A 16,756-nucleotide genomic window follows, 5' to 3' on the forward strand; every position below is an offset into this window, starting at 1 on the left:
CGGACTACTGCCGGGGCTTGACCACCGGGAAGCTGCCCGTGGCCGTCGGCGCGTGCTCCGGCAGCCACAGCACCGCCACGGCGCCCGCCGCCCGGCCCTCGCGGTCGAAGCCGCCCGGGGCGGCCACGTTGCGGAAGGTCAGCCGGGCGCCCAGCACCCGCGCCTGCCCCTCCGCGATGGTCAGACCCAGCCCGTGCCCGACGCCCGCGCGATCCGTCGACCCGGTGCGGAACCGGCTCGGCCCCTCGCGCAGCAGCGCCTCCGGGAAGCCCGGCCCGTGGTCGCGGATCCGCACGACCCGGCCCTCCACGTCGACCTGGACCGGCGGACGCCCGTACCGCGCGGCGTTGGCCAGCAGGTTTCCCAGGATCCGCTCCAGGCGCCGCGGGTCGGTGCTGACGATCTCGTCCGCGACGACCCGTACCGACGCCTCCGGCATCAGCGCCGTCACCCGCCGGCTCACGAACTCGCCCAGCGCCACGTCCTGCAGCTCCGCCCGCTCGGACGCGCTGTCCAGCCGGGCCACCTCCAGCACGTCCTCGACCAGCGCGCGCATCGCCTGCGCACGGTCCCGTACGAGCTCGGTCGGGCGGCCCGGAGGCAGCAGTTCGGCCGCGGTGAGCAGGCCCGTCACCGGGGTCCGCAGTTCGTGCGCGATGTCCGCGGTCACCCGCCGCTCGGCCTCCAGCCGCTGCTGGAGGGCGTCGGCCATGGCGTCCACGGCCCGCGCGAGGTCGTCCGTCTCGTCCCGTACGACGCCCCCGACCGCGTCCCGCACCCGTACCTCGGGATCCCCGTGCGCCACCCGCTGCGCGGCCGCCGCGGCCTTGCGCAGCCGGCGGGAGATCTGGCCGCCGATGAGGACGCCCAGCGCCGAGCCGCCGACCACCACGGCCAGGGAGCCGACGACCAGCGCCTGGTCCAGGTCGCGCACCATGTTGGCGCTCTCCCGGAACTGCGTGTGCAGCGACAGCACCTGCCCGTTCTCGAGCGGCACCGCCGCCCACACCTCGGGAGCCGCCCCCGTCGCGGACTCCTGTACGTAGGTGCCGCGCCGCCCGGAGCGCGCCTTCTCCCGCAGCGGGGCGGGCAGGTCCGGGTCGTTGAGCTTGGCGCCCATGGGGGGCTTGCGCCCGGCCTCGGCGTTGCGGGAGATGAACTGCACGCGGTCCAGCTGTACGTCGCGGGCGCTCTCCAGCATCGACACCCGGGCAGCGCTGTGCACCACCAGGCTCAGCGCGACGGCCGTGAGGGCGCCCACGGCGGCGACGGCGATGGTGATCTTCCAGCGGATCCCCGTGCGGAGGGTGAACCGTCTCATGCCTTGAGCTTGTATCCGAAGCCCCGGACCGTCTCGATCCGGTCCTGTCCGATCTTGGTGCGCAGCCGCTGGACGTGGACGTCCACGACCCGGGTGTCACCGCCCCAGTCGTAGTCCCAGACCCGTTCCAGCAGCCGGTCGCGCGACAGTACGGTGCCCGGTGCGGAGGAGAACTCCAGCAGCAGCCGCATCTCGGTCGGGGTCAGTGCCACGGCCGCGCCCGCCTTGCGCACCTCCATGCCCTCGGTGTCGACCTCCAGGTCTCCGAAGGAGAGCACCCCGCGCTCCGCGTCCTGGTCCTCGTCGTGGGAGCCCTGGCCGCCGTTCTGCGGTCCGCCGGCGTGGCCGAAGCGGCGCAGCACCGCGCGGATGCGGGCGACGAGCACCGAGCCGTCGAAGGGCTTGGTGACGTAGTCGTCGGCCCCCGCCTCCAGGCCCAGCACCACGTCGATGGAGTCGGCGCGCGCCGACAGCATGATCACCGGGACGGTGGACTCGTCGCGGATGCGGCGGCACAGGCTCACGCCGTCCATGCCGGGGACCATCACGTCGAGGAGGGCGATGTCGGGCCGGTTCGCCCGGAAGGACTCCAGTCCGGACAGGCCGTCGGGCATGGCGGTGACCACGAACCCGTCGCGTTCCAGCGCCAGGGTCGTGGCCTCACGGATGACGTCGTCGTCCTCCACGAACAGGACATGGGTCTCGGCCATGCGGGAGCCTCGCCTCGGTTCTTCGGTTCTTCGGTACTCGGTCGGGCGGCGGTCAGTTCTTCTGGGTCACGGCCGGAGCGGGCTGGCTGCCGCTGTCGACCACGTTGCTGTACTCGGAGTGCACCCGGTCCTGCTCGGTGAACTTCTCCCCGTCCCAGCGGTACGTGATCACGTCCTCGCCCGACGGATAGGCGAGCGGGTCGCTCTTCGCGTAGACCTGCTTGGTGACCACCAGGTCGCCCCGGTCGATCTCCGCGTAGACGGGCGGCTGCTCGTCCGAGAAGACATTCTCGTACGTCGCGCCGTCCGCGCGGTACACGTACGAACCGCGCCCCAGCGCGTCGGCGCAGGACAGGACGTTGACCACGATGTCGACGACGGTGCTGCCGGTGACCTTCCCGTAGCTCACGTCCACGGGGTACTCCTTGCCCGTGCAGGGCTTGAGGTCCCGCTTCACCTCGGCGCTGACCTTGGGATCCGCCTTGAGCAGGGCCACCGGGTCGACCTTCTTCAGCGGCTTGCCGGAGGCGGCCGCGGTCGGCTCGGGGGTGGATGCGGAGGGGGCGGTCTTGGCCACCGGGTCCGTCCGTGCGGGGCCGCCGTCGCGCAGGCCGGTGCCGCCCGTGGCGCAACCGACGGCGAACACGGCTGTGCCGACGAGGACGATCGTCCCCGCCGACACCAGGACCAGCGAATTCCTGCCGGTCAGTCCTTGGCCATTCAGGCCGCGCACCGCTCACGCCCCTCGTACCGCATGGTGTGGTCACCGCGCTCCAGCGCGCGCATGTCCAGGTCCCGGCTCTCCAGCTCCTGCCGGAGGCGGGCCAGCGCGCGATGCAGCGTGCTCTTCACGGTACCCGCCGACATGCCGAGCGCGGCGGCCGTCTCCTCGGTGCTCATCTGCTCCCAGTGTCGCAGCACGACCACGCTGCGCTGCTTGGGCGCGAGCACCTTGAGGATGTCCATGAGCAGGGCCCGGTCGGCGCGCTGGTCGGAGCCGTCCTCGACGGAGGCGTCGGGGAGCTGCTCGGTGGGGACCTCTTCGAGCTTGCGGGCGCGCCACCACTCGGTACGGGTGTTGATCATGACGCGGCGGAGGTAGGCGTCGGCCAGGGACTTGTCGGCGATGCCGTCCCAGCGGCCGTAGGTGCGGACGAGCGCGGTCTGCAGGAGGTCCTGCGCGTCGGTGGGGTCCGGGACCAGGCGCCGGGCGCTGCGCAGCAGCGCGTCCTGCCGGGTGCGTACGTACTCCTCGAATTCGAGTACCTCGCCGTGCGCCATCTCAGACCGCCTCCGTTCCGTGCAACCGCTCATCCGCTGCCTTGCGGAACCGAAGTTACGGAGGGGTTGTCACGGGCCTGTGCGGGCCAGCCTTCGGTGGACGCACGGACACCCATAGGTTGTGTAACAGTGCCCGTGAGCTGCGGTTTCGGCGCTGGAAGCGGAATAGTTGAGTCGGATACGACTCGGCCGCGAGCCGGCCCGGAGCCGGCCCGGAGCCGACTGCGGGGCCGAGCCGCGGCCGACCGCGGACCGGCTCCGAAACGGCTCCGCGCCGGCTCGGCTCAGCTCTGCGGGAGCCGGTACATCCCGCCCTCGAGCGGTTCCACCAGCCCGTCGGAGACCAGCCCGTCGAGTGCCCGGGCGCGCTGCACGGGCTCGTCCCAGACGGTGTCGAGCACGGCCTGCGGAACGGCTCCCACCGCCTCCCGGAGCACCGCGAGCAGCCGGCCCCGCACCTGCCGGTCGGTCCCGGCGTACGTCTGCCCCCGCCGCGGCGGCCCCTCGTGCGCCGGCTTCCCGGCGAGGCGCCACGCGCACAGCCCGGCCACCGGGCAGCGGGCGCAGCCGGGGTTCTTGGCGGTGCAGACGAGCGCGCCGAGCTCCATCGAGGCCGCGGCCCAGCGGGCCGCGGTGTCCTCGTCCGCCGGGAGCAGGGCCCGGGCGAGGCGGCGCTCGGCGGCGGTGGTCGCGTTCGGGGGGTACTCCACCCCGGTGGAGGTGCGCGCGAAGACCCGCCGGACGTTGGTGTCGAGCACGGCGTGCCGCTGCCCGTACGCGAAGGAGGCCACGGCGGCCGCGGTGTACTCGCCGATGCCGGGCAGCGCGAGCAGCTGCGCGTGCTCCCGCGGTACGTCGCCCCCGTGCCGCTCCGTTATCGCCACGGCCGCGCCGTGCAGCCGCAGCGCCCGGCGCGGGTAGCCGAGGCGCCCCCACGCCCGTACGGCCTCGCCCGGGGCCTCGGCGGCCAGGTCGGCGGGGCGGGGCCACCGGGCGAGCCACTGCTCGTACACCGGCAGGACGCGGCTGACGGGGGTCTGCTGGAGCATGAACTCGCTGACCATGACGCCCCAGGGGCCGGCCTCGGGGCGGCGCCAGGGCAGGTCGCGGGCGTGCTCGTCGAACCACGCGATGACGGGGGAGTGCAGTGCGTGGGAGACGGCCGGGGACTCGGGGGAGTCGGGGGATTCGGAGGAGGTGATGGGGGATGCAGTCATGGCAGACGGCATCCTGGCACGTTTCGTCCCTACCTTGCGGGGCCCGGGCCGGTGAACCAGACAACTGCCGGTACCCCGCTCGCCCGCATGGCGGCGATGATCCGGGCGGCCGGGCCCGTGAGCGCCAGCACGAACAGGGCGGCCAGCGAACCGCCCAGCAGCAGGCCCATCGCCACGTCGTGCGGGTAGTGCACGCCGACGAAGACGCGGGAGAAGGCCATCAGCAGGGCGAGCGGGACGGCCAGCAGCACGAGGCGGCGTACGGCCATGGCCAGCGCGACCGCGGCGGCGCCCGCGATGGCCGCGTGATTGCTGGGGAAGGACCAGTCGCCGGTCGGCGGGCAGGGAACGAGCGAGGCCGCGGCCCCGGCGACGGCGCGGCAGGGCCGCTCCTCGTCCACGGTGGACTTCACCAGCTCCGAGGCGACATAGGCGGCCGCGGTGGCGGCGGGGGCCAGGACGGCGAGCGTGACCGGACGGGAGCCGGCCCGTGCGCGCGAGCGCCACCAGACGGCCAGGAAGAGCACTCCGAAGAGCAGCAGCCCGTACTCCGTCCATATCTCGAACGCCGACCGCACCCAGCCGGGTGTGGAGTGGGCGAAGTCGGTGATCTCAAGATAAAGGGCAGTGCTGTCCATGGTCACCGACAGTACTTAAGTGCGATGAGTGCCGGCGTCAGACTCCTGGCCGATTCCCGGTGCCCCGGATGCGCCTCCAGGATGATCATCCGCAGAACAAACCCGCGGCTCGGCATGGGGGGCGCCGATCGGGCCGCGGACTCTCGTAAAGTTCCGTCCGTGGGATCTCTGCGCAATCCGGTCGGGCCGCTCCCCTCCTCCATCTACTGGCGACGGAGGGCTGTGCTGGCGTCCGTCGTCGCGCTCCTCGCGCTCCTCGCCGTATGGACCGTCAGTTCCGGCGGGGGGAAGTCGAGTACGAACGGCAAGGGCCAGGACCACCCCGATCCCATCACCTCGATCACCCCCGGCCCGGCGGGCACCGGGCCGGCGATCAGTCAGGCCCCGGGCGGACGGCCGGAGTCGGGCGGCAGCGGCACCGGATCCGAGGGCGGAGGCTCCGCCGGCACGGGCAAGAACGGCGAACCGGGCAGCGGTACGGGCACCGGCGGCGCGACCGGCGCGGGCTCCGGCACGGGCGGCGGCGGGGCCCCGGTCCCGGCGGACCCCGCCCTGCCCACGTGCGCGCCGACGGCGCTGCAGTGGGAGGTCAAGAGCGTGAAGAACGAGTACGAGGCGAACGAGAAGCCCCGCCTCGAACTCGTCGCCCGCAATATTGCCGGCACCACCTGCAAGGTCGATCTCGGCCCGAAGCAGGCCGTCCTGACCATCCTTCAGGCGACCAGCGGCAAGGCCGTGTGGTCCTCGGCGGACTGCCCGACGGGGCCCGGCAGCGCGTTCTACCGCCTCCCCGCCCAGGGGGAGACGAAGCAGTCGCTCGAATGGGACCGCAAGTTCAGCGCCGCCGACCAGTGCCAGGCACCTCCGGCGGGGGCCGCGGGCCCGGACACGTACGTGGTCGAGGTCAAGTCGCCCGGCATGCCGGTGGCCCGGACCTCGTTCGTCCTGAAACAGGACTGAGATTCGTCCTGAAACAGGACTGAGATTCGTCCTGAAACAGGACGGGGAAAGGACCGGCCGTCCGCTCCGCCGGGGGCCGGACCTCCCCTCCAGGACAGCTCGGCTCCGCGGGACTACGCTGAAATCACAGCGATCGTTCCCGGCCGGCAGTGGCCCCAGGGGGCGGGGCCTGGCCGCCCCAGTCGAAGGGGACCTTATGAGTGCGAGAGTCACGGGTGTGGCTGTCGGCGTCCTGGCCGCGGTCATCACCGCCTGGAGCCCCGCGACGGCATGGGCGGACGATCCTTCGCCCAAACAGGTCTACGAGAAGGCCGCTCCGGCCACGGTGCACGTGATCGGGAAGTACGGCGCCGGCACCGGCTTCGTCTACGACGCGGACGAGGGCCTCATCGTCACCAACGCGCACGTCATCCAGGGAGAGGTCGCCCTGAAGGCGGTCATCGGCGACGGGCCGCCGGTCCCCGTGCGCGTGCTCGGCATCGACCCCTGCGAGGACCTCGCGGTACTCAAGTTCTCCTCCCCCCGGGAGGACCTGAAAGAGCTGAAGTTCGGCAAGAGCAGTGACGTGGGGACGGCAGACACCGTCATGGCACTCGGCTACCCGGCCTCGCTGGGGGAGACCGACGCCACCCAGAACGTCGCCTTCACCTCCGGCGCCGTGCAGACGCCCGAGGTGGGCACCACCCCCCTCACGTCCCTCCCGCGCTACCCCTCCCTGATCCAGCACTCCGCGACCGTCAACCCGGGCAGCTCGGGCGGGCCGCTGCTCAACGCCAAGGGAGACGTCGTCGGGATCAACACCCTCGGCTACTCCGAGGAAGGCGTGTCGGGGCAGTTCTACGCGATCAGCAGCGACCACGCGGAACCCAAGCTCGCCGCGCTGGCCGCGGGCGACAACAAGAACGACCCCGGCTGGTGGCTGCTCGACATGTCGGACCCGAGCCTCCCTGCCACCTTCGAGGAGATCGGCCCCGCGGACAGCAAGGCCTTCCAGGCCTTCCAGAAGCAGGGCATCGACGGCGTGATCGCCCTGAGCGTCAGTCCGCAGTCCCCGGCCGCCAAGGCCAACGTGGGAGCCGGCGACGTCATCAACATGGTCAAGGGCGAGCCCGTGACCTCCGTGGCCGACGTGTGCGACGTCCTCCAGTCGGCGGGGGCCAGCGAGAAGCTCAGCGTGGACGGCGTCTACACGGGCACGCTGACCAGCACCGGCGGCAAGCCGGGCGAAGCCTGGACCGCCGAGGTCGTCCTCGGAGGCAAGAAGTCCTAGGCGTGTGCCGTCCCGGGACGTACCGCTCGGGACTTGGTGCTCGGGACCTGGCGCGCGGACCTGGTGCGGACCTGGTGCGCGGACCTAGACGTACCGCTCGAGGATCGAGGACTCGGCCAGGCGGGACAGGCCCTCGCGGACGCTGCGCGCGCGGGCCTCGCCCACTCCGTCCACCGTCTGCAGGTCGTCCACGCTCGCCGCGAGCAGCTTCTGCAGGCCCCCGAAGTGCTCCACGAGCCGTTCGATGATGGCTCCCGGCAGGCGGGGCACCTTCGCCAGCAGCCGGTACCCGCGCGGCGAGACCGCCGAGTCCAGGGTCTCCGGCGAGCCGGTGTAGCCCAGCGCCTTCGCCACGATCCCCAGCTCCAGCAGCTCCGGGTGCGTCAGCGCGTCCAGGGCCGGCAGCGCCTCCTCCACCGTGCGGGAACGCTTCGCCGTCGGCTCCGGCACGTAGTCGCGGATCACCAGCTCCCGCTCCTGCTCGATCCCGACCGTCAGCTCGTCCAGCTGAAGCGACAGCAGCCGCCCGTCCGTACCCAGTTCGACGACGTACTCGGCGATCTCGGTCGCGATCCGGCGGACCATTTCCAGCCGCTGCGCGACCGCGGTCACGTCACGGACCGTGACCAGGTCCTCGATCTCCAGTGCCGACAGCGTGCCCGCGACCTCGTCGAGCCGCAGCTTGTACCGCTCCAGCGTGGCCAGCGCCTGGTTCGCCCGCGACAGGATCGCCCCGGACTCCTCCAGGACCCGCCGCTCCCCGTCCACGTACAGCGCGATGAGCCGCATCGACTGCGACACCGAGACGACGGGGAAGCCGCACTGCTTGGAGACGCGGTCTGCGGTCCGGTGCCGGGTGCCCGTCTCCTCCGTGTGGATCGACGCGTCCGGCACCAGCTGCACGCCGGCCCGCAGGATCTTGGTGATGTCCTTGTCGAGGATGAGCGCGCCGTCGAGCTTGCACAGCTCGCGCAGCCGGGTCGCCGTGAACTCCACGTCCAGCACGAAGCCGCCCGTGCACATCGCTTCGACCGTCTTGTCCATGCCGAGGACGATGAGCCCGCCGGTGTTGCCGCGCACGATCCGTTCCAGGCCGTCACGCAGCGGCTGACCAGGTGCGACCGCGCTCAGCGAGGCGCGCATCATGGCCTCCTGCTTGGAGCTCGCGCCCGACTTTCCGGATGCTGCTGCCCCGTCCTTGGCTGCCACTGCACTCCTCGGGTCGCGGGTTGCGCCGCCTGCGTACGGCCGGGCGGACCATCCCGAAGTCTACCGGCGTGCGCTGCGGCCCGGCCGTGGCTTGGCCAGGAGGTCCCCGCGGGGACCCGTACGGGCCCTCTGACCAGCCAGGGCCCGCCCGGACGGGCTCTCTAGGAGCCGTCCCGCTCCTTGGCCGGCGTACGGGAGCGGCCGCGCGGCAGGACCCGTAGCGCGTCGCCCATGTCGGCGACCTCGGTCACCTTCATCCCGGCCGGGACCTTGCCCGGATCCGACGGGACCAGGGCGTGCGTGAACCCGAGCCGGTGCGCCTCGGCGAGGCGCCGCTGCACTCCGGTCACCCGGCGCACCTCGCCGGCCAGGCCGACCTCCCCGATGGCCACGAGGTTCTTCGGGAGCGGGACGTCGCTGGCGGCCGAGGCCAGGGCCAGGGCGATCGCCAGGTCGGCGGCGGGCTCGGTCAGCTTCACCCCGCCCACGGTGGCGCTGTAGATGTCGCGCTTGCCCAGCGCGGTGATCCGGCCGCGCTGCTCCAGCACCGCCAGCATCATCGAGACGCGCGAGGTCTCCAGGCCCGACGTGGTGCGCCGGGGGGAGGGGATCTGCGAGTCCACGGTCAGCGCCTGCACCTCGGCGACCAGCGGGCGCTTGCCCTCCAGAGTCACCGTCAGGCAGGTCCCGGGGACCGCCTCGGCGCGCCGGGTCAGGAACAGCCCGCTCGGGTCGGCGAGCCCGGTGATCCCCTCGTCGTGCAGCTCGAAGCAGCCCACCTCGTCGGTGGCCCCGTACCGGTTCTTGACGCCGCGCACCAGCCGCAGCCGGGCGTGCCGGTCGCCCTCGAAGCTCAGCACCACGTCGACCAGGTGCTCCAGGAGGCGGGGTCCGGCGATCGCCCCGTCCTTGGTCACGTGGCCGACGAGCAGGGTGGACATCCCGCGCTCCTTGGAGGCGCGGATCAGGGCCCCGGCGACCTCGCGGACCTGTGCCATGCCGCCGGGCGCGCCGTCGATCTCGGGGGAGGCGACGGTCTGGACGGAGTCGAGGATCAGGAGGGAGGGCTTCACCGCGTCCAGGTGCCCCAGTACGGCCGAGAGGTCGGTCTCGGCCGCCAGGTACAGGTGGTCGCTCAGCGCGTTGATGCGGTCGGCTCGCAGCCGGACCTGGCTCGCCGACTCCTCGCCCGTGACGTACAGGGTGCGGTGGTCGCCGTTGGAGGCCTTGGCCGCGACGTCCAGCAGCAGCGTCGACTTGCCGACGCCGGGCTCGCCGGCGAGCAGCACCACGGCGCCGGGCACGAGCCCGCCGCCGAGGACCCGGTCCAGCTCGTCCACGCCGGTGCTGCGCGCGGTCGCCGTCCGGCCGTCGACCTGCGCGATCGGCACGGCCGCGGTCGACACCCGGCCCGCGGCGGTGGTCCGCACGGCGGGCGCGCCCATCTCCTCGACGGTCCCCCACGCCTGGCATTCGGGACACCGCCCGAGCCACTTCGCGGTCGTCCAGCCGCACTCGGTGCAGCGGTAGGACGGCCGGTCCTTGGCGGATGAACGAGCAGTGCGGGCAGCCATGCCGCACACGGTAGCCGCCGGCACCGACAGCGCCGACCGCGCGGCCGGCAACCGCACCGTCAGTACTTCACCGATCTGTTCACCCGTAAGGGCTAAATCCTGGGAAGGCTTCCGGAGGTCCCCCGGCGCGCCGCCTACGGTCGCCGAGTGAACAGCAGCAGCCAGGCACACTCCTCGTCACGCTCCGGCGCACACCGGGCGCACGGGCGCACGCTCCTCGAGGGGGAGCAGCCGCCGCCCTTCCGGCACGAGCCCTACCTGGACGGCCTGTTCACGTACTGCCTGTCGGTCCTGTGCGACCACGACACCGCCACCGACGTGCTGGGCGACGTGCTCGCCGTGGCCGAGCGGCATCCGGGCCGCTGCCCCGACGAAGGCGACCGGCGGGCCTGGCTCTACGCCCTGGCGCGCTGGGGCTGCCTGCACCGGCTGGCGGAGCAGCGGCGCGCACGGCAGGGAGCGCATTGCGCCCGGCGCGCGCCGGAGCGCACGAATCCCGGCAGTGCGCCGGGCGAGGGCACGGAGGGCGACCCGTCCGGCGGGGCCCGCCGGACGCTTGACGTGAGCGCGTACCGCCGTACCGAGCTGGCCCGGCTCGCCTGGCCGGAGGCCGCCGGGACCACGCCCGAGCAGCGCGAGGCCCTGGAGCTGGCCGTCCGCCACCGCCTCGGCGTCACCGAACTGGCCGCCGTCCTCGGCACGCCCCCGGCCGCCGCCCGGGAGCTGCTGTCGGGCGCAGCCTGCGAGGTCGAGCGCACCCGTACCGCCCTCGCCGTCGTGGAGACCGGCAACTGCCCCAGCGTCTCCCGGCTCACCGGCGACGGGCAGGTCCTGCTGTCCACCACCCTGCGCGCCGAGCTCGTACGCCACGTCGACGACTGTCCGCGCTGCCGCCGCGTCGCCGAACGCGTGGGCGCCGGAGCGCCCTGGCCCGGCTCCGGCGGCATCGGCACGGCCGCCCTCCCGCTGGTCCCCGCGCCCCGCACCGCCGTCCACGCGGCGATGCTGCGCACCGGCGGCCGGGGGCGGCGGCCCGCCCCGCGCTTCGACCGCACCGGCTTCCCGATGGACCCCAAGGACCGTGCGGCCCGCCGCGACCGGATGCGGGCCCGGGCGGTGACCACCACCGTGGTCGCCACCGTCGTCGCGGCGCCGGTCATCGCGCTGTGGGCGGCGTACCGCGGCGCGCCGGACACCGCCGAACCCGTGGGCGACGCCGCCACCCGCATCTCCGCGAGCGAGACCGACCTCCCGCTGCCGCCGTACGTCAGCGGCCGCCCGCTGACCGCCTACGAGAACGCCGGGAACACCTCGTCCACCACCGGCGGCGCCGCCTTCGCCCCGGGCAGCGCCGAGCCCGACGTCTCCGTCGAGGTGATCAGCACCGGGCCCCCGCCCGCGGCCGACCGGCCCGGCGCCCCCGGCCGGCTCGCCGTGGCCGCGTCCTCCCACGGCTCCACCACGCTGCTCACCCTCACTGCGTCCGGCGGCGGCCCGGTCGACTGGCGGCTCTGGTCCGACGCGCCCTGGCTGCGCGCGAGCCGGACCGCGGGCACGCTGGCGCCCGGAGAATCGGTCACCCTGCGGATCACCGTCGACACCGAGGCCCAGCCCGTGGGCGGCTGGTCGGCCCGGGTCGGGGTGGATCCGGCCGGTGCGGTCGTCTCCATCCAGGGCCGCGGCCGCCCGGCGCCGACCCCGGAGCCGCCCTCGACCCCGGCCCCGACGCCCACCCCGACCCCGCCGCCGAGCCCCGACCCCACCCCGACGCCCACGCCGACCCCGACCCCCACGCCCACCGAGACGCCGACGGCCACGCCGACGTCAGGAGGAACGGTTTCCCCCGACCCCGACCCGTCGGCCTCGTCGAGCTGACCTAGGCCGGGAGCTCCGGGTCGGCCGGGTGCGGGGCCATCGGCAGCAGCGAGGCGAGCCGCGCCTCGCACAGCTTCACCAGCTCCTCGTACGCCTCCTTGCCCATCAGCTCGGTCAGCTCGGGCCGGTACGACACGTACACCGGCTCCCCGGCGCCGTGCGCCGAGGTCGCCGACGTGCACCACCAGTGCAGGTCGTGCCCGCCCGGGCCCCAGCCGCGCCGGTCGTACTCGCCGATCGTCACCTGGAGCACACGGGTGTCGTCGGGCCGTTCGATCCAGTCGTACGTACGGCGGATCGGCAGCTGCCAGCAGACGTCGGGCTTGGTCTCCAGCGGCTCCCGGCCCTCCTTCACGGCCAGGATGTGCAGCGAGCAGCCGGCCCCGGCCGGGAACCCGGGCCGGTTCAGGAAGATGCACGCGCCGTCCCAGCGGCGGGTCTGCTTCTCCCCGTCCTCGTCGGCCTGCGTCCAGCCGGTCTCGCTGCCCACGTCGTGGAACTGCCACAGCTCCGGGGTCAGCCGGGCCACGTGCCGGGCGACGCGCTTCTCGTCGTCCTCGTCGGAGAAGTGCGCGCCGAGCGTGCAGCAGCCGTCGTCCGCCCGGCCCGCCTGGATGCCCTGGCAGCCGCTGCCGAAGATGCACGTCCAGCGGGAGGTGAGCCAGGTCAGGTCACAGCGGAAGACCTGCTCCTCGTCGGCGGGATCGGGGAACTCCACCCAGGCCCGGGGGAAGTCGAGGCCCTTCTCGTCGGAGGCCGCCGCGGCGCCCTTGGCCTTGGAGGCCTTGGAGGCCTTGGAGGCCTTGCTTCCGGCGGTTCCGGCCTTTCCGGCGTTTCCCGCCTTGTTGCCGGACTTGGTCTTGTTGGCCTTCTTCGTATTTGGCACAAACCCAAGCCTAAGCGCCCCTTACGCAACCCCTACGCGTTCGCCGCAGTAGCGTTTCCCCCTATGAGACTCGGTGTCCTTGATGTGGGTTCGAACACGGTCCATCTGCTGGTGGTGGACGCGCACCCCGGCGCGCGCCCGCAGCCGGCGCACTCGCACAAGGTGGAAATGCGGCTGGCGGAGCTCCTCGACGAGGCCGGCGCCGTCACTCCCGAGGGCGTCGAGCGTCTCGTCTCGGTGATCGCCGACGCGGTGCAGGCCGCCGAGGACAAGGGGTGCGAGGACGTCCTGCCGTTCGCGACCAGCGCCGTGCGCGAGGCCACGAACGCGGACGAGGTGCTGGCGCGGGTCAGGGCCGAGACCGGTGTCGACCTGCCCGTCCTGAGCGGTGACGACGAGGCCCGGCTGACCTTCCTGGCCGCGCGCCGCTGGTTCGGCTGGTCGGCCGGGAAGCTGCTGGTCCTCGACATCGGCGGCGGCTCGCTGGAGATCGCGTACGGCATCGACGAGGACCCGGACGCGGCCGTCTCCCTCCCGCTGGGCGCGGGCCGCCTCACGGCCGGCTGGCTGCCGGGCGACCCGCCGGACGCCCCGGACATCCGGGCCCTGCGCCGGCACGTACGGGCCGAGATCGCGCGGTCGGTGGGGGAGTTCAGCCGCTTCGGGACCCCCGACCACGTCGTGGCCACCTCGAAGACCTTCAAGCAGCTGGCCCGCATCGCGGGCGCGGCCCGCTCGGCGGACGGCCTCTACATTCAGCGGGACCTGACCCGCAAGTCGCTGGAGGAGTGGGTTCCGCGGCTGGCCGCGATGACCACGGCCCAGCGGGCGGCCCTGCCCGGCGTCTCGGAGGGCCGCGCGAACCAGCTGCTGGCGGGAGCGCTGGTCGCCGAGGGCGCGATGGACCTCTTCGGCGTCGAGGAGCTCGAGATCTGCCCGTGGGCGCTGCGCGAGGGCGTCATCCTGCGCCGGCTGGACCACCTGCCGACGGGCAACGGCTGAGGGGAGCCGCGGGAGCGGTGCCGCGGCGGATCCCTGTTTTCGCCCCCCCTCTCCGTGCCGGGCCCGAGCGGTGGTTGCCCACCCGCCCCCTCGGCGGCGCGGCCTGCCCGGGCCGTCCCGCCGAGCGGAGCCGGGGCCGGCGGATTCCCGTCAGCCCCATCGGCTGCGCGGCGGGGCTTCGGGGGGCGGAAGCCCCTCAATCCGGATCGAGGAGGGTCTGGGGTTTCCCGTCAGTCCCATCGTCTTCCGGGTCGGGCCGGTCCCTCAAGGGCGCTCCCTTCGGTCGCGTCGCTTCGCGATGGCCTTCGGCCACCCTTGACCGACCGGCCCGACCCGGAAAATCGAGGACAGCCGGGAAACCCCCAAAAGGACGGTCACGGGGGACGAGAGCCGAAGAAGGTCATCAGTGACCGGCTCCCCGTTTCCCCGGGCCAGCCGAGCCCCATCATCGAGCCTGGTCAGCGGTGGGGGCGCGGGCACGGCTCTACCCGTACCAGGCAGCGTCCAGAAGCCCATCGGGAGCGGGGGCGCGTCAGATCGCTCTACCTTCGACGTCAGCGCCCGCGGCCCGTCTGGGGCCGGGGTGTCGGGGCCGGGGTGCCGACAAGGGGCACGGTCGTCGTCGGGGCGTCAAGCCAGGCCGTATGGCGCCCGTCGGATGTGATCGTCATGCCGTACCTCCCGGCATCCGGGCGGCCGGCCGCCGACCACCAGGCGTGGGCGCCCGCGATCTCGTCCCACAGGCGTCGCGGCCCGAACTGCCCGGTGGCGAAGGTCTCGGCTTGGTTGCCGTCCCAGTCGACGTAGGCCCAACTGTCCTCGTCGGTGCCGGCGATCCACAGCCGTACGGGCGCGTGCTCGCCGGAGGTGTCCCAGGAATGCCATACGCCACGCACACTCAGCCCGAGATGGAACTGGGCGTCGAGGTCGTCCCCGGCCACGGCCCACGGCGACAGGCGGGTGGTGCTCAGGTCGGCGGCCCGTCCGAGGGTGCGTACGTCGTCCAAGGCCGCCACGACGCGCTGTGTGGAGATCAGCATGTAAGAGCCGTGGGCTCCGAACCGGCCGACGGCACTGCCGTCGGCCTGTTTGGTGAGGGCGAGTGTCCCGTAGCAGACCCAAGCGCTGTCCCACGGGGTGATGATGCGACCGCCGGGCTCCGTCTGTTCCAGCCAGCGGATCGGCACGTAGCGTACGGAGCACGTGGCCAGGATGTGGCTGTACGGCGCAAGGTCGGGCCAGCCCTCCGTGCCATCGGCCGTGACCACGGTGGGCCGGTGGCCGATGGCGCGCAGGGACCGGCGCGCGAGGACCGAGAGCTCGGCCACGTTGTCCAGCGACACCACAGAGCCAGAGGCACAGCGGGCGCACAGCAGAGCCGTGTTGAAGCCCGTGCCGGTCCCGATCTCCAGCACGCGGCTGCCCGAGGTCAGCTGTGCCGCTTCCAGCAGGCGTACCACCGTGCTTGGCGCGGAGGCAGACGACAGCGGTACCCGGGCGTCTCCGAGGATCGTGAACCTGGTGACGAGTGGCTCATCGCTGTGGACGACAGCCGCCCAGGCCTCTGGCTCTGATGCCCGGTCGAGCGGCTGGTACCCGCCGTTGTCGTCGCGAACCCAGACGAGATCCGGCAGGAACGCAGCGCGGGGAGTGGCGGCCACGATGGCCGGCCAGGGCTCGGCCGGCGGCCGTCCCAGTGTGGCGGTGATGTCGGCCAGGAGACTCTCGATCCCCATCGTTTCTACCTCTCTGCCTACCTGTTCGGTGGGGGCGGCGGTGGGGGTGGGGGCGGGGGTGGCGGCGGAGGGACCGGCCGATTCGGTTGGTGCCCGTCATCGCCGATCGGTGACCTGTGCTTGCCCATGGGCTTCTTCTCCTCAACTCGTAGCGGTGGTGCAGGGTGCCCGCCCTCGTTCTGAGCGGGGGTCAGAGGGCTCGACGGCGGCGACGGTCAGCGCGCGGGCTCGATGTTGTCGACGGCGGTTGAAAATTCCCGGCCGCAAGCGCCCCGGATGTAGGCCAACTCCATCCAGTGCTCGCGGGCGGAATCCGATACGTTCTCGTTGATCACGGCCATCAGCTCGCCCTCGACCCCGGACGCGACATCGCGCACACGGCGGCGCAGCAGCCGATGGGCCACGTACTCGTACCGCTCAGTCATCCCACGGCTCCGCCCCCTGGTGTGCGGCGTGGAGGAAGCGTTCCCAGCCGACGAGCGCGCGGTCGAGGAGATCTTGGCTGGGCTCGGGCACGGCCTCCGGCCTGGGCCACGGGCCGTCCGGGATGTCGATGCCACGCACGCCACGGGCGCAGCTGTGGATGATTCGGTTGGTCATGACCACTCCTACCGTCCTTGGTGGGCGGGTAACTGCCCTCGATCAGTGCTCGCTGACCGATAGGGCTGGCTGCCAGGGCAGCGGCGTCAACCACGGCCGCTGGTTCGCGTCCGCGCGATCCCGCGAGATGAAGCTACGGTCGCGCTGCGTGCGGTAGGACTGACTGTGGGTACGTGTTACGGCAGAGGCCGCACCGGGGGAGCGCACAGATGGCTGCAAGACCAGTCACCGGCACGATCACGGGATTTGTGCTGCGCACGGCTCGGGAGTCGATCCCCCGTACGCAGGCGGCGATGGCCGAGACCCTCGGCGTCGACCTGGCCACGGTGCAGGGCTGGGAGTCGGGCCGACGGCCGCTTGCGAACATGCGAGCGGTGGATCTCCTAGACGAGTAAGTCCGAAGTCCTGGTCAGTGGTCGTAGGCGATCAGCGATCGGGTGATGGCTGTTCCGTTGGCCCGGTTGTGCCAGATGGCTG

The 16,756-nt window shown here is 72.9% G+C and carries 17 protein-coding genes; 5 read left to right on the plus strand and 12 right to left on the minus strand.

The window, feature by feature from the left end:
- Positions 1-4 precede the first annotated feature (4 nt).
- The 6 genes from cseC to ACFWP3_RS20320 form a co-directional block, all read right to left on the minus strand.
- Positions 5-1,321 (minus strand): two-component system sensor histidine kinase CseC, encoded by a 1,317-nt coding sequence (gene cseC / locus ACFWP3_RS20295; protein ID WP_384222825.1) that lies wholly within the window; start codon positions 1,319-1,321, stop codon positions 5-7.
- The gene (gene cseB / locus ACFWP3_RS20300) at positions 1,318-2,031 is read right to left on the minus strand and encodes a two-component system response regulator CseB (RefSeq protein ID WP_384222827.1); all 714 of its coding nucleotides are present in this window, start codon (positions 2,029-2,031) and stop codon (positions 1,318-1,320) included. Before cseB ends, cseC begins: the two co-directional genes overlap by 4 nt.
- Positions 2,032-2,083: 52 nt before the next feature.
- The gene (locus tag ACFWP3_RS20305; protein WP_384222830.1) at positions 2,084-2,764 is read right to left on the minus strand and encodes a hypothetical protein; all 681 of its coding nucleotides are present in this window, start codon (positions 2,762-2,764) and stop codon (positions 2,084-2,086) included.
- Positions 2,752-3,312, minus strand: a complete 561-nt coding sequence (locus tag ACFWP3_RS20310; RefSeq protein WP_319727094.1) for a SigE family RNA polymerase sigma factor — start codon at positions 3,310-3,312, stop codon at positions 2,752-2,754. Before ACFWP3_RS20310 ends, ACFWP3_RS20305 begins: the two co-directional genes overlap by 13 nt.
- A 284-nt stretch (positions 3,313-3,596) precedes the next feature.
- The gene (locus tag ACFWP3_RS20315; protein ID WP_384222833.1) at positions 3,597-4,529 is read right to left on the minus strand and encodes an A/G-specific adenine glycosylase; all 933 of its coding nucleotides are present in this window, start codon (positions 4,527-4,529) and stop codon (positions 3,597-3,599) included.
- Positions 4,530-4,558: 29 nt separating this feature from the next.
- A complete protein-coding gene (locus ACFWP3_RS20320; RefSeq protein WP_384222835.1) occupies positions 4,559-5,167 on the minus strand; it encodes a phosphatase PAP2 family protein in 609 nt (202 codons plus the stop codon).
- A 159-nt stretch (positions 5,168-5,326) separates the two neighbouring features.
- Between ACFWP3_RS20320 and ACFWP3_RS20325 the strand changes: the two genes are divergently transcribed.
- Both ACFWP3_RS20325 and ACFWP3_RS20330 read left to right on the plus strand, forming a co-directional pair.
- A complete protein-coding gene (locus ACFWP3_RS20325) occupies positions 5,327-6,127 on the plus strand; it encodes a hypothetical protein (RefSeq protein WP_384222838.1) in 801 nt (266 codons plus the stop codon).
- A gap of 196 nt (positions 6,128-6,323) precedes the next feature.
- Positions 6,324-7,397 carry a S1C family serine protease gene (locus tag ACFWP3_RS20330; protein ID WP_384222841.1) on the plus strand — a complete coding sequence of 358 codons (1,074 nt, stop codon included), beginning with the start codon at positions 6,324-6,326 and terminating at the stop codon, positions 7,395-7,397.
- A gap of 84 nt (positions 7,398-7,481) precedes the next feature.
- Here the strand turns inward: ACFWP3_RS20330 and disA are convergent, their stop codons facing one another.
- The gene (gene disA, locus ACFWP3_RS20335) at positions 7,482-8,606 is read right to left on the minus strand and encodes a DNA integrity scanning diadenylate cyclase DisA (RefSeq protein ID WP_384222844.1); all 1,125 of its coding nucleotides are present in this window, start codon (positions 8,604-8,606) and stop codon (positions 7,482-7,484) included.
- Between the two features lie 161 nt (positions 8,607-8,767).
- A complete protein-coding gene (radA, locus tag ACFWP3_RS20340) occupies positions 8,768-10,180 on the minus strand; it encodes a DNA repair protein RadA (RefSeq protein ID WP_069920773.1) in 1,413 nt (470 codons plus the stop codon).
- A gap of 147 nt (positions 10,181-10,327) precedes the next feature.
- Between radA and ACFWP3_RS20345 the strand changes: the two genes are divergently transcribed.
- The gene (locus tag ACFWP3_RS20345; protein ID WP_384222847.1) at positions 10,328-12,055 is read left to right on the plus strand and encodes a hypothetical protein; all 1,728 of its coding nucleotides are present in this window, start codon (positions 10,328-10,330) and stop codon (positions 12,053-12,055) included.
- Position 12,056: 1 nt separating this feature from the next.
- Here the strand turns inward: ACFWP3_RS20345 and ACFWP3_RS20350 are convergent, their stop codons facing one another.
- A complete protein-coding gene (locus tag ACFWP3_RS20350; RefSeq protein WP_384222849.1) occupies positions 12,057-12,941 on the minus strand; it encodes a hypothetical protein in 885 nt (294 codons plus the stop codon).
- Between the two features lie 63 nt (positions 12,942-13,004).
- On the opposite strand from ACFWP3_RS20350, the gene ACFWP3_RS20355 reads away from it, so the two are divergent.
- Positions 13,005-13,943, plus strand: a complete 939-nt coding sequence (locus ACFWP3_RS20355; protein ID WP_384222852.1) for a Ppx/GppA family phosphatase — start codon at positions 13,005-13,007, stop codon at positions 13,941-13,943.
- 554 nt (positions 13,944-14,497) lie between these two features.
- On the opposite strand, the gene ACFWP3_RS20360 is transcribed toward ACFWP3_RS20355, so the two are convergent.
- From ACFWP3_RS20360 to ACFWP3_RS20370, 3 genes are all read right to left on the minus strand, one after another.
- On the minus strand, positions 14,498-15,679 hold the full coding sequence (locus ACFWP3_RS20360) for a methyltransferase (RefSeq protein ID WP_384222855.1): 1,182 nt from the start codon (positions 15,677-15,679) through the stop codon (positions 14,498-14,500).
- A gap of 215 nt (positions 15,680-15,894) precedes the next feature.
- Entirely contained in the window at positions 15,895-16,104 is a 210-nt protein-coding gene (locus tag ACFWP3_RS20365; protein WP_384222858.1) for a hypothetical protein, read from the minus strand.
- Entirely contained in the window at positions 16,097-16,279 is a 183-nt protein-coding gene (locus tag ACFWP3_RS20370) for a hypothetical protein (RefSeq protein WP_384222861.1), read from the minus strand. The genes ACFWP3_RS20365 and ACFWP3_RS20370 overlap by 8 nt, the downstream gene beginning before the upstream one ends.
- Positions 16,280-16,488: 209 nt before the next feature.
- On the opposite strand from ACFWP3_RS20370, the gene ACFWP3_RS20375 reads away from it, so the two are divergent.
- The gene (locus tag ACFWP3_RS20375) at positions 16,489-16,674 is read left to right on the plus strand and encodes a helix-turn-helix domain-containing protein (RefSeq protein ID WP_384222863.1); all 186 of its coding nucleotides are present in this window, start codon (positions 16,489-16,491) and stop codon (positions 16,672-16,674) included.
- The last annotated feature ends 82 nt before the right edge of the window (positions 16,675-16,756 follow it).

Origin of the sequence: Streptomyces sp. NPDC058525 (assembly GCF_042719495.1) — a bacterium.
Taxonomy (GTDB): domain Bacteria; phylum Actinomycetota; class Actinomycetes; order Streptomycetales; family Streptomycetaceae; genus Streptomyces.